General features: G+C 73.5%; 11 protein-coding genes. 8 read left to right on the top strand and 3 right to left on the bottom strand.

Annotated elements, in window-relative coordinates:
- Window positions 1-38 precede the first annotated feature (38 nt).
- The 4 genes from CD790_RS03190 (at window position 39) to CD790_RS03205 (ending at window position 4656) form a co-directional block, all read left to right on the top strand.
- Window positions 39-662 (top strand): M48 family metallopeptidase, encoded by a 624-nt coding sequence (locus CD790_RS03190; RefSeq protein ID WP_144381406.1) that lies wholly within the window; start codon window positions 39-41, stop codon window positions 660-662.
- Window positions 663-1420: 758 nt separating this feature from the next.
- The gene (locus tag CD790_RS03195) at window positions 1421-3187 is read left to right on the top strand and encodes a TerD family protein (protein WP_144381407.1); all 1767 of its coding nucleotides are present in this window, start codon (window positions 1421-1423) and stop codon (window positions 3185-3187) included.
- Window positions 3188-3198: 11 nt separating this feature from the next.
- A complete protein-coding gene (locus CD790_RS03200; RefSeq protein ID WP_144381408.1) occupies window positions 3199-3882 on the top strand; it encodes an AIM24 family protein in 684 nt (227 codons plus the stop codon).
- A gap of 18 nt (window positions 3883-3900) precedes the next feature.
- The gene (locus CD790_RS03205) at window positions 3901-4656 is read left to right on the top strand and encodes an AIM24 family protein (RefSeq protein WP_144381409.1); all 756 of its coding nucleotides are present in this window, start codon (window positions 3901-3903) and stop codon (window positions 4654-4656) included.
- Window positions 4657-4751: 95 nt separating this feature from the next.
- Here the strand turns inward: CD790_RS03205 and CD790_RS03210 are convergent, their stop codons facing one another.
- Both CD790_RS03210 and CD790_RS03215 read right to left on the bottom strand, forming a co-directional pair.
- Complete coding sequence (locus CD790_RS03210) at window positions 4752-5273, bottom strand: NUDIX hydrolase (RefSeq protein ID WP_144381410.1); 522 nt, start codon at window positions 5271-5273, stop codon at window positions 4752-4754.
- Window positions 5270-6718 carry a zinc-dependent metalloprotease gene (locus tag CD790_RS03215; RefSeq protein WP_144381411.1) on the bottom strand — a complete coding sequence of 483 codons (1449 nt, stop codon included), beginning with the start codon at window positions 6716-6718 and terminating at the stop codon, window positions 5270-5272. Before CD790_RS03215 ends, CD790_RS03210 begins: the two co-directional genes overlap by 4 nt.
- A 189-nt stretch (window positions 6719-6907) precedes the next feature.
- On the opposite strand from CD790_RS03215, the gene CD790_RS03220 reads away from it, so the two are divergent.
- The 4 genes from CD790_RS03220 to CD790_RS03230 all read left to right on the top strand — a co-directional run bounded on the left by CD790_RS03220 (window position 6908) and on the right by CD790_RS03230 (window position 10447).
- Window positions 6908-8017, top strand: coding sequence for an SDR family oxidoreductase (locus tag CD790_RS03220; protein ID WP_144381412.1), 1110 nt, complete (start codon window positions 6908-6910; stop codon window positions 8015-8017).
- Between the two features lie 148 nt (window positions 8018-8165).
- Window positions 8166-8624 (top strand): molybdenum cofactor biosynthesis protein MoaE, encoded by a 459-nt coding sequence (locus CD790_RS03225; protein ID WP_144381413.1) that lies wholly within the window; start codon window positions 8166-8168, stop codon window positions 8622-8624.
- A gap of 425 nt (window positions 8625-9049) precedes the next feature.
- A complete protein-coding gene (locus tag CD790_RS34390; RefSeq protein WP_186318849.1) occupies window positions 9050-9220 on the top strand; it encodes a hypothetical protein in 171 nt (56 codons plus the stop codon).
- Window positions 9221-9352: 132 nt separating this feature from the next.
- Window positions 9353-10447: a PDZ domain-containing protein gene (locus CD790_RS03230; RefSeq protein ID WP_144381414.1), complete on the top strand. Its 1095-nt coding sequence runs from the start codon at window positions 9353-9355 to the stop codon at window positions 10445-10447.
- A gap of 158 nt (window positions 10448-10605) precedes the next feature.
- Here CD790_RS03230 and CD790_RS03235 read toward each other — a convergent pair whose 3' ends face one another.
- A complete protein-coding gene (locus CD790_RS03235; RefSeq protein ID WP_144381415.1) occupies window positions 10606-11214 on the bottom strand; it encodes a PPA1309 family protein in 609 nt (202 codons plus the stop codon).
- Window positions 11215-11296: the final 82 nt, after the last annotated feature.

The following is an 11296-nucleotide window of genomic DNA, read 5'->3' on the forward strand; positions in this document are numbered from 1 at the left end:
GCGGGACTTCCGCCACCGTCAGCGGGTAACGTCGGGGCGTGCCCGCCGACCCTTCCCCTCGCCTCGCCGGCGAGACGCCCCCGGACCGTGCGGCGCCGCCACCGCCCGGCGCCCCGAGCCCGCAGGCCCGCGGCTCCCGCGCGAGCGCGGTCGAGGTCCGCAGAAGCTCCCGGCGCCGCCGGACGGTCTCGGCGTACCGCGAGGGCGACCGCACCGTGGTCCTCATCCCGGCCCGCATGTCGGAGGCGGAGGAGCGGCGCTGGGTGGGCGTGATGCTCGACAAGCTCGCCGCCCAGGAGAGCAAGCGGATGCTGGGCGACACGGAGCTGGCCGACCGCGCCGAGCGGCTGTCGGACCAGTACCTCGGCGGTCGGGCCCGGCCCGCCACCGTCCGCTGGGTGACCAACCAGAACACCCGCTGGGGCTCGTGCACTCCGGCCGAGGGCAGCATCCGCCTCTCCCACCGGCTCCAGGGCATGCCGGAGTACGTCGTGGACTACGTGCTCCTCCACGAACTCGCGCATCTGCTGGTGCCCGGTCACGGTCCGGACTTCTGGCGGCTTCTGGAGCCCTATCCGCGCACCGAGCGGGCGCGCGGCTATCTGGAGGGCGTGGTGGCCGCGGGCAGGCTGCCGCACCTCCCCGCCGCGCGCCGCGAGTAGCGGCGGAGACGCGACCCGCGCGGTCGGCGCGCGCGTTCCAGGCGGACGCCCGCCCGGGCCGACGGCCGGCGCCGGGGCCGCTCCCTGGCAACGCCCGGGACCGGCGCCTCGGCTGACGCCCGGCTGGTCCCGGAGACGCCCGCGCGCCTCGCGCCGGGTGCCGTCCCCAGCGGGCCGAGGACGCCCGCGCCCAGCGGGCCGAAGACGCCCGCCCCCAGCGGGCCGAGGACGCCCGGGACCGGTGCCCGCGCCCGGCCGGTCCCGGAGACGCCCGCGCGCCTCGCCCCGGGTGCCGTCCCCAGTGGGCCGAGGACGCCCGCGCCCGGCGCCCCGGCTGACGCCCGGCTGGTCCCGGAGACGCCCGCGCGCCTCGTGCCGGGGTACCGCTCCCCAGCGGAGCCCGAAGACGCCCGCGCCCTGCTCAACCCAGCTGCCCCTGCCCGCCCCGCCCATCGCGGCTGGTCCTGCCCATCTCGGCCACCGCACCGGTCCCGCCCCGGGCGCCGCTCCCGCCCCCCTCGACTGCCGCCTCCGGCCCGCCCCGGAGGTGGCTCGCGCCCCGCCAGTGGGGGCGCGTCACGCCAAGGAACGGCGTGCGTCGACCGCCTGAGCGGCGCTTACGGCGTGGGCGGACGGCGCGCACGGCTCGACGGGCAGGAACCGAGCCCCCTCGCCCCGGCGTCGCTCACAGTCGGCGGCAGCGGTTAGCCTGGCGCGCAATGCACTCACCGGTTCGGGATGGGGGACGGTCGTAACGTATGGCCAGGGAATTCCAGCGCGGCCACAAGGCCAAGATCAGTGACCTGACAGCCGGGAGGGACCTGTACGTCGGTGTGCAGATCGCCGGGCCCGGGCTCACCTTCGACATCAGCTGCTTCGGACTCGACGCCGACGAGCGGCTCTCCGACGACCGGTACTTCATCTTCTACAACCAGCCCAAGTCCCCCGAAGAGGCGATTCAGCAGCTCGGGCCGCAGGCGGGCGACGCCGAGTCGTTCCGGGTCACCCTCGACGGCATCCCGTCCCACATCCACAAGCTGTCCTTCACGGCGACGCTGGACGGCGAGGGCCAGATGTCGCAGATCGGCCCCGGCTACATCCGGGTCGTCGCGGGTGGCGAGGAGGTCGTGCGGTACTCCTTTACCGGAGCGGAGTTCAGCACCGAGCGAGCCGTGATGCTCGGCGACTTCTACCTCAAGGACGTATGGCGCTTCGCCGCCGTGGGCCAGGGCTTCGACGGCGGCCTGGACGCGCTGCTGCGGAACTTCGGCGGCGAGGTCGCCGAGGAGGAGCCCACGCCGGCGCCCGAACCGGCCGGCGCCCCCGGCTTCGCCCCGCCGGGCCAGCCCACTCCCGCGCCGTCCTTCGCGCCGCCGGGTGCCGCCGCGCCCCCGCAGCCCGCCCCGCCGCCGCAGCCGACCCCCGACTTCGGCCCGCCGCCAGGCGCGACCGCGCCGCAGCCGGCTCCGCCGGTGCCGCCGGCCCCGCAGCCGGCGGCCGCGCAGGGCTTCGCGCCGCCGCCGGGCAGCACCCCGCCGCCGGCCGCGCCGCCGCAGCAGGGCACCCCGCAGCAGGTGCACACGGCGCCGACCCTCGTCGGGCCGCTGACGCCGCCCGGCGGCACCGTTCCGCCGGCCGGCCAGCCCGGCCAGCCGCCGCAGTACGGCCACGGCGCGCCCGCCCAGCCGGCGTACGGGCAGCAGTCCGGCCAGTACCCGGCCCAGCCCGGCCCGTACGGCCAGCCGGGCCAGCCCGGCCAGTTCCCGGGCCAGCAGCCCGGCATGGCCCCGCCCGGGATGCCGCCGCAGGGCATGGCCCCGCCCGGCATGCCCCCGCAGGGGGCGGCCCCGCAGGGCGCCGCCGCGCCCGGTGTGCAGGCCGCGCTCGCCAAGTACCGCGAGGCGCCCACCGGCCAGCGCTGGACCTCGCAGAACCCCAAGTTGGTCCGCGTCGACCTGAGCATCGGCGGCCAGCCCGTGCTGGCCCGGCAGGGCTCCATGGTGCTGTACCAGGGCAAGGTCGACTTCGGCTACAAGGGCGCGGGCTTCCGCGGCCGGATCGTGGGCAACTCCACCGGCCAGGAGATGCAGCTGATGCGCTGCTCCGGCTACGGTCAGGTCTTCCTCGCCGAGAACGCCGCGGAAGTCCACCCGATCGAGCTCCAGGGCGAGGCCATCTGCGTCTCCGCCGAGAGCGTGCTCGCCTTCGACGAGTCGCTCCAGTACGAGGTGCGCAGGATCGAGGGCCACGGCATCCCCGGCGGCGCGCTGTTCACCATGCAGTTCCAGGGCACCGGCACCCTCGTCGTCAAGACCCAGGGCACCCCGGTCGTGCTGCCGGTCACCCCGACCACCTTCGCGGACAGCAACGCCATCGTCGCCTGGTCCGCCGGCTCGCAGGTGATCATCTCCAGCCAGGTCAGGCTGCGCCGCACGTCCTACCCGGGCCACACCGGGGAGGCCGTGAACCTCCAGTTCCGGGGTGCCCCCGGAAACTTCATCGTCGTCCAGCCCTACGAGGTCTGAGGGAGCCCGTCATGGACCAGCAAATGATCGCGGGCTACGCCCCGACCCCGGTGGCCGCCCGCATGGAGAACCACGGCAGCAGCATGCTCAAGGTCGCCATGCGGAGCGGCCAGGACCTGTTCGCGCGGACCGGCTCGATGGTGGCGTACGAGGGCTTCGTCCAGTACGAGCCGAACCCGCCCGCCGTGCGCCAGATGGCCTCCCAGTGGCTCACCGGCGAGGGCGCCCCGCTCATGAAGTGCAGCGGTGACGGGCTGCTCTACCTCGCCGACTACGGCGCGGACGTCGTCTGCGTGAACCTCAACGGCGACTCGCTCTCCGTCAACGGCACCAACCTGCTCGCTTTCGACGCGCACCTCCAGTGGGGCGTCCAGCGGGTCAAGGGCATGGCCAAGTTCGCCGGACAGGGCCTGTTCAACGTGGCCGTCTCGGGCACCGGCTGGGTCGCGCTCACCTCGCGCGGCACGCCGATCGTCGTCGACTGCGGGCGCGGCGAGGACGAGACGTACGTGGACCCGGACGCGCTCGTCGCCTGGTCCACCAGCCTCAAGATGAAGGGCAAGCGCAGCTTCAAGGCCTCGTCGATGATCGGCCGGGGCAGCGGCGAGGCGTACCAGCTCGGCTTCTCCGGGCAGGGCTTCGTCGTCGTGCAGCCCAGCGAGGACAGTACCGACCGGCTCCGGGCCCGGGGCTGAGGGGGAGCGAACCACACCATGCAGAGCCCGCTTTTCGCCCACACCGAGAACCAGTCGCAGGACCGGTACGCGATCCAGAACCCGCAGCTGCTGCGGGTCACCCTCAGCGGCCACGAGGACGTCCTGGCTCGCAAGGGGGCCATGGTCGCCTACCAGGGGCTGATCGAGTTCGACGCCGAGTTCCAGACCCAGTCGCAGCGGCGTGCCCGCGCCAACACCGGCGAGGGCCTGGACCTGATGCGCTGCTCGGGCCAGGGGAGCGTCTACTTCGCCAATCTCGCCCAGTACATCCACATCGTGGACGTCGACCGGGACGGGCTGACCGTCGACAGCGCCTACGTGCTGGCGCTGGACTCCACCCTGCACTGGGAAGTGATCGCGGTGGACAGCCAGTTCGGCATCTCAGGCTCCGGCAAGTACAACCTCAACATCTCCGGGCAGGGCAAGGTCGCCCTGATGACCTCCGGTCAACCGCTGGTTCTCCAGGTCACGCCGGACAAGTACGTCAACGCCGACGCCGACGCGATCGTCGCCTGGTCCAGCTCGCTGCGGGTCCAGATGCAGGCCCAGACGCACTCCTCGGGCGTGTGGCGGCGACGGGGGAACACCGGCGAGGGCTGGGAGCTCAGCTTCCTGGGCCAGGGCTACGCGCTCGTCCAGCCCAGCGAGCAGCTCCCGCCGCAGAACGCGACGATCGGCCAGGGGGCGGCCGCCCAGTTCGGCATGGGCCAGCAGGGCGCCCGGGGCCAGAACCAGGGCAACGTCTGGAGCTGATCGTTCCACCGACGCCCGAGGCGTACGTGTAAGGGGCGGCCTCCCAGGGAGGCCGCCCCTTACACATGCCTGGGCGGGCGGTGCGGCCGGCGCCGCTACAGCGCCGCGCGCGCCGCCTCGGTCAGCAGGACGACCGACGTGTCGGCCACGCCCGCCACCTCGTCGTAGTCGAACCAGCGCAGGTCGAGGGACTCATCGCTGATCGCCTCGGCGGCGCCGGGCGGCGCCACCGCCGCGTACTGCACGTCCAGGTGCCAGTTGCAGGGCGCCGGGATGGGGTGGCGGTCCAGCCGCACCGGCCCGACGGGCAGCAGGGAGAGGCCCTGGATGCCCGACTCCTCGGTGGCCTCGCGCAGCGCCGCGTCCGCCAGGGTGGCGTCGCCGGGCTCGCAGTGCCCGCCCATCTGGAGCCACATGCGCAGCTTCCGGTGCAGGGTGAGGAGCACGCGCCCGCGCGAGGGGTCGATCACCAGCGCGCTGGCGGTGATGTGCCCCGCCTCACAGGCCTTCCACATCCCGTCCGCGTGGCCGGCCAGGTGGTCCAGGTAGAGCTCGCGCAGCTCTGGCTGGCCCGGGAACCCGCGGAGCACCAGGGCGGCGTCTTCATGCAGGCTCACCGGGCGTCGTCGCCCTCGCCGTCCCGGCCCTCGCCCTGGGCGCCACGGGTGTCCGAGTCGTCGGCGGCCGGCTTGGCCGTGCCGCCGCTCTGGGCCGCCTCGCCGAGCATCTTGTCCAGCTCGGAGAAGTCCAGATGCTCGCGGTGGACGAAGCCGTCCGGGTCGTCGAGGTCCTGGGCGGTCGGCAGCATGTCCGGGTGCTCCCAGAGCCCGTCGCGCCCCTCCATGCCGCGGGCGTCGGTCAGCGAGGCCCACAGCCGGGAGGCGTCGCGCAGCCGTCGCGGCCGCAGCTCCAGGCCGATCAGCGTGGCGAAGGTCTGCTCGGCGGGGCCACCGGTGGCCCGACGGCGGCGCAGCGTCTCGCGCAGCGCGTCGGCGGCGGGCAGGTGCGGGGCGGCGGCCGCGTGGACCACCGCGTCGACCCAGCCCTCCACCAGCGCCAGGGCGGTCTCCAGCCGCGCCAGGGCCGCCTTCTGCTCCGGGGTGTCCTGCGGCTGGAACATGCCCTGCTGCAGCGCCTCCTGGAGCTGCTCGGGGTGGGTCGGGTCGAGCTGGCCGACCGCGTCCTCCAGCTTGGCGGTGTCGACCTTGATCCCGCGCGCGTAGCCCTCGACGGCGCCGAACAGGTGCGAGCGCAGCCACGGCACATGGGCGAACAGCCGCTGGTGGGCGGCCTCGCGCAGCGCCAGATAGAGCCGCACCTGGTCCTCGGGGATGCCCAGACCGGACCCGAAGGCGGCGATGTTCACCGGCAGCAGGGCCGCCTTGCCGGCCGGGCCCAGCGGCAGCCCGACGTCCGTGGAGCCGACCACCTCGCCGGCCAGCACGCCCAGTGCCTGCCCGATCTGGCTGCCGAACATCGCGCCGCCCATGGACCGCATCATGCCGAGCAGCGGGCCCGCCATGGCCTGCATCTCCTCGGGCAGCACATCGCCCATGGCCGAGCCGACCCGCTCCGCGACCGGGTCCACCAGGTCCTTCCAGACCGGCAGCGTCGCCTCGATCCACTCCGCGCGGCTCCAGGCCACCGCCGTGCCGGAGCCGGACGGCAGCGAGGTCACCCCGTCCAGCCACAGGTCGGCGAGGCGCACGGCCTCCTCCACCGCGGAGCGCTCGGCGGCCCCGACGCTGGCGTCCTTGGAGCCGTCGGCGGTGCCCTGGGCGACCGTCTGCCGGGCGATGTCCTTGGCCATGTCCCAGTTCACCGGGCCACCCTCGTAGGAGAGCATCTGGCCCAGCTGCTGGAAGGCGGCGCCCAGGTCGCCGGGGTTGAGCGAGCCGAACATCGCGGCGAAGGGGTTGTCCGCGCCGCCGGCACCGCCGGCGCCGAACCCGAACGGATTCTGCGGGCTCGGGCCGCCGCTCTGGCCGTCCTTCTTCTTACCGTTGTCGCCGTCCTCCGGCTCCTCCGGCGGAAGGCCGAATCCGAATGGGGTGTCACTCACGGGTTTCCTCGGCTCGTAGGGCCGCCGGCTCCGGCCGGCGGCGAATGCCCGACATCACCACCCAGCGTAGACACCTCGCCGGTTTCCGGGCTCGGTGCTCCGCCGATCCATGGCCTGCGGCAGGATGGACGTCACCTCGTACGTACGCGTCATCGCGTGTGTACTGAAGACAACCGCTGGAGTCGCCCGGTGAGTTCCCCAGACCGAGAAGTTCGCGCAGCGCGAAACGATACGGCCCACGCCGCCCGCCGTCCCGTCGTGGCGGTGACCGGAGCCGCGTCCGGGGTCGGAGCACTGCTCACGCAGCGGCTCGCCGAGTCCGCGGAGGTCAAGCAGGTCCTGGCCATCGACGAGCGGCGCGGTGAGGCGCTCACCGCCCACTGGCACGTCCTGGACGTGCGCGACCCGGCCATCGCGGACAAGCTGCGCGGCGCCGACGTGGTGGTCCACCTCGCCGTCGACCTGGATCTGGGGACCGACGCGGCCGCGCGGACCGCGTACAACGTGCGCGGCACCCAGACGGTGCTGACGGCCGCCGCGGCCGCCGGGGTGCGCCGGGTGGTGCTGTGCACCTCGGCGATGGTCTACGGCGCGCTGGCCGACAACGATGTTCCGCTCGCCGAGGACGCCGAGCTGCGGGCCACCGCCGAGGCCACCGGCGTCGGGGACCTGCTGGAGATAGAACATCTGGGACGCCGCGCACCGCGTGCGCACCCGGGGCTGAACGTCACCATCCTCCGGCCGGCGATCCTCGTCGGCGGCACGGACACCGCGCTCACCCGCTACTTCGAGTCCCCGCGCCTGCTGGTCGTCGCCGGATCCCGCCCCACCTGGCAGTTCTGCCATGTGGAGGACCTGGTCAGCGCCCTGGAGTACGCGGCGCTGGAGAAGGTCGAGGGCGAGCTGGCGGTGGCCTGCGACGGCTGGCTGGAGCAGGAGGAGGTCGAGGAGCTCTCCGGCATCCGGCGCATGGAGCTGCCGTCGGCCGTCGCGCTGGGGGCCGCCTCCCGGCTGCACCGGCTCGGGCTGACCCCGTCACCGGCCGGCGACCTCGAGTACACCATGCACCCCTGGGCGGTCAGCGGCAGCCGCCTGCACGCGGCGGGCTGGCGGCCCAAGTGGACGAACGAGGAGGTCCTCGCCGAGCTGCTGGAGGAGGTCTCCGGACGACACACGGTCGCCGGTCGCCGGCTGGGTCGCAAGGACGCCACCGCCGCGGGGGCCGCCGGAGCGACCGTCGCGCTGCTGGGCACCGCGGCGCTGGTGCGCCGGGCCCGCAAGGCACGCCGCCGCATCTGATCCGCGAGCCGGCGTCCGGTCCGCGAGCCGACGTCCGGTCCGCTAGCCCCTCTCCGAGGCGCGAGCCCGTCCCGGGGGCGCCTGGTGAAAGTCGGATTCCGCGATACGGTATTCCGATCGCGAGAACGGGTGCGGCACGATGGACCCCATGGCACACACGTACGACCACCCCGGTGAGCGGGCGGCAGACGACCCGATACGGCTCCTCGCGATCCGTGACACCCCGCTGTCGGTGGACGAGGTCTTCGGGGCGGTCGGTGACGCCGCCGCGGGCGGTACCGCGCTCTTCGTCGGGACCGTGCGTGACCACGACGGCGGCGCCGGGGTCGCCGGGCTCGGCTACTCCGCCCATCCCACGGCCGAGGCCGAGCTGCGCCGCGTCGCCGAGAAGGTGGCGGCCGACTTCCCGGTGCGCGCGCTGGCCGCCGTCCACCGGGTCGGCGATCTCACCATCGGCGATCTGGCGGTCGTGGTGGCGGTCTCCTGCCCGCACCGCGCGGAGGCGTTCGCCGCCTGCCGCCGCCTGATCGACGACCTCAAGCGCGAGGTCCCGATCTGGAAGCACCAACACTTCTCGGACGGCACAGAAGAATGGGTCGGCGCGTAGCGCCCTTCGTTGGGGGGTGGTGGTCGGGCGACGGGTGGGCGGGTCGGCGCGTAGCGCCTCGTTGGGGGGTGGTGGTCGGGCGACGGGTGGGCGGGTCGGCGCGTAGCGCCTCGTTGAGGGGTGGTGGTCGGGCGACGGGTGGGCGGGTGGGCGCGTAGCGCTTCGAGGGTCGGCGTGGGCGCGTAGCGCCTCGTTAGGGGGCGCGCGACGATCGGGCGGGTGGGCGCGTAGCGCCTCGTTGTGGTACTGCCTTCTTAGGGGCGGTTCCACGCCCGGCGTGGGGCGTTTTCGGGGGTGCCGCCGGTGAGGGAGCAGGGGCGTGGTGTGCGGTTGCGTAACACGTACCCTGGCGTGAGCGTTGAGCTGGCGGAGGATTAATCTGCTCATCTGTCAGGAGCTCTTGGGTAAGGGGTCGGGAGGCCGCTGTGGCTGCGCTTCTCTGGTTGCTCATTCCGGTCGCGGCCGCGGGGATCGCCGCGGTATACGCGAGCTGGGCCACGCGCAACCGGAAGACCGGGGACGGCGCCGAGCTGGCCGGTTATGAGCGGTTCCGCGAGGCGATGCAGCGGACGCATTCCGGTTCCGACGCCCTCTGAAGCGACGTCTCAGCCGGCGGCTCCACGGATCACGCCCCGCGCGGCCGGCACCCGCCGCCGCCCCTGCCCCGGGGGCCCCGGACGGACCGGCCCCGAAGGTGGACCGTCATGGCCGTCCCGTACTGTCGTTCCATGCCACGCCGCACCGCGACGATGCTCGCCTCCCTTCTGATGCTGATCGCGCTGCTGTGCGCGGGGCTGCTGATCCCCGTGCCGTACGCGGAGATGTCGCCGGGGCCCACGTACGACACCCTGGGTGAGCACGACGGCGAGCGGGTGCTCCAGATCAACGGGCGCAAGACGTACGAGTCGCGGGGCAACCTCAACATGACGACGGTCCGCGTGACCGGCGCCGACTACAAGATGAACCTCTTCGAGGCGCTCTACGGCTGGGCATCGGACGAGGACCTGGTGGTCCCGCGCGACACCATCTACCCGAAGAACAAGACAGCGGAGCAGGTGGATCAGGAGAACGCCGAGGAGTTCACCCAGTCCCAGGACAGCGCCAAGGTCGCGGCGCTGCGGGAGCTGAAGATCAAGGTCACCGAGCACGTGGTGGTGCAGTCCGTGTTCAAGGGCACCCCCGCCGAGGGCAAGCTGCACGCCGGTGACCTGATCAAGGCCGTCGACGAGAAGCCGGTGCGGCGGCGCGACGAGGTCGCCAAGCTGATCGCGGAGCACAAGCCCGGCGAGAAGGTGGTCGTCTCCGTGATCCCGGCCAAGGCGGCCGCCGAGGCGCGGAAGAACGGCAAGGAGCCGAACGCCGAGGACGCGGTCTCGGTCACTCTCACCACCGCGAAGGACGACCGTGACGACCGCGCGATAGTCGGCATCGCCCCCGGGGTCGACTACACGCTGCCGTTCCGGATCGACATCAAGCTGGCGGACGTCGGCGGACCCAGCGCCGGTCTGATGTTCGCGCTCGGCATCGTCGACAAGCTCACGCCGGAGGACCTGACCGGCGGCAAGTTCATCGCGGGCACCGGCACCATCGACCCGGACGGCAAGGTCGGCCCGATCGGCGGCGTCGAGATGAAGACCGTGGGCGCGCGGAGCAAGGGCGCCGAGTACTTCCTGACCCCCAAGGACAACTGCGCGGCGGCGGCCAGGGACACCCCCGGCGGCCTCACCCTGGTGAAGGTCGACACCATCGACGACGCGGTGAAGGCCCTGCGGAACATCAGCGAGGGCGACACCGAGGAGCTCCCGAGCTGCACCAAGGGCTGAGGCCCTGAGTCCCGAGCCCTCGCCGCGGCCCGTGGGGAACAGCCCCCCGCCGCGGCCCGTGGGGAACAGCCCCCGCAGCGGCCCCGGGAAGCAGCCCCGCGGGGCTGACGCGGCCGGCCGTCGGCCCGCCGCGTCGGCCCGTCGCACCGGGCGGCCGGCTACTCCTCGAACGTCGCCGACAGCGCCTCGGCCAGCCCCGGCACCAGGTCCGGTCCGGTGAGCACCTCGGTCGGCGAGTCCTTCTCCCGCAGCCGCACGGCCGACTCGCGGGTCCCGTCGCGCAGCACGGCGACCGTCATGCGGACCTCCTTGCGCTCCGGGTGCTTGGCGACCCAGCGGGCCAGCTGCGCCTGGTTCAGGCCCTCGGGCATCGAGCCCTCGGCGGTCGGCGGCAGCATCAGCCGCTCCACGGTCAGCGCGCAGCCGACGACCGCGTCGGGCCAGGCGATGGTGGCGAGGAACTCGTCCAGCTGGGCGCCGGCGGGCAACTCGTCCTGTTCGATCGGGGTGAGCGAGGCGGCGGGGCTCTGGCCCGCCGTCTCCTCGTCCAGGCCGAGCTGGGCGGCGAGCGCGGGTTCCTGCGCGCGCAGCCGGGCGGTGTCGACGAGCGCGAAGAGCCGGGCGGGCTGGTCCCAGCCCAGGCCGGAGGCGTAGTCGTCGATCTCCAGCACGGCACGGGTCAGCGGGCTCGCGGCCATCGGCGTCGAGCCGGGGGAGGACTCGGAGGAGGCATCGGAGGATGCCGCGGGGTCGGGAAGGTTGGACATGGGCAATATCGTGCCTTGATCGGACCCGAAAACGGGAACTGGGTAAAGCCTGAGTAAGTTGCACCAGTGGGCCCTACTATCT

The sequence above is a fragment of the Streptomyces sp. SAJ15 genome (assembly GCF_007595705.1).
Classification (GTDB): domain Bacteria; phylum Actinomycetota; class Actinomycetes; order Streptomycetales; family Streptomycetaceae; genus Streptomyces.

Excerpts from the sequence above, each read along its gene's own strand:
- CD790_RS03225 (WP_144381413.1), top strand. The coding sequence starts at position 8,166 with ATGGCACACACGTACGACCACCCCGGTGAGCGGGCGGCAGACGACCCG.
- CD790_RS03230 (WP_144381414.1), top strand. The coding sequence starts at position 9,353 with ATGCCACGCCGCACCGCGACGATGCTCGCCTCCCTTCTGATGCTGATC.
- CD790_RS03205 (WP_144381409.1), top strand. The coding sequence starts at position 3,901 with ATGCAGAGCCCGCTTTTCGCCCACACCGAGAACCAGTCGCAGGACCGG.
- CD790_RS03235 (WP_144381415.1), bottom strand. The coding sequence starts at position 11,214 with ATGTCCAACCTTCCCGACCCCGCGGCATCCTCCGATGCCTCCTCCGAG.
- CD790_RS03195 (WP_144381407.1), top strand. The coding sequence starts at position 1,421 with ATGGCCAGGGAATTCCAGCGCGGCCACAAGGCCAAGATCAGTGACCTG.
- CD790_RS03200 (WP_144381408.1), top strand. The coding sequence starts at position 3,199 with ATGGACCAGCAAATGATCGCGGGCTACGCCCCGACCCCGGTGGCCGCC.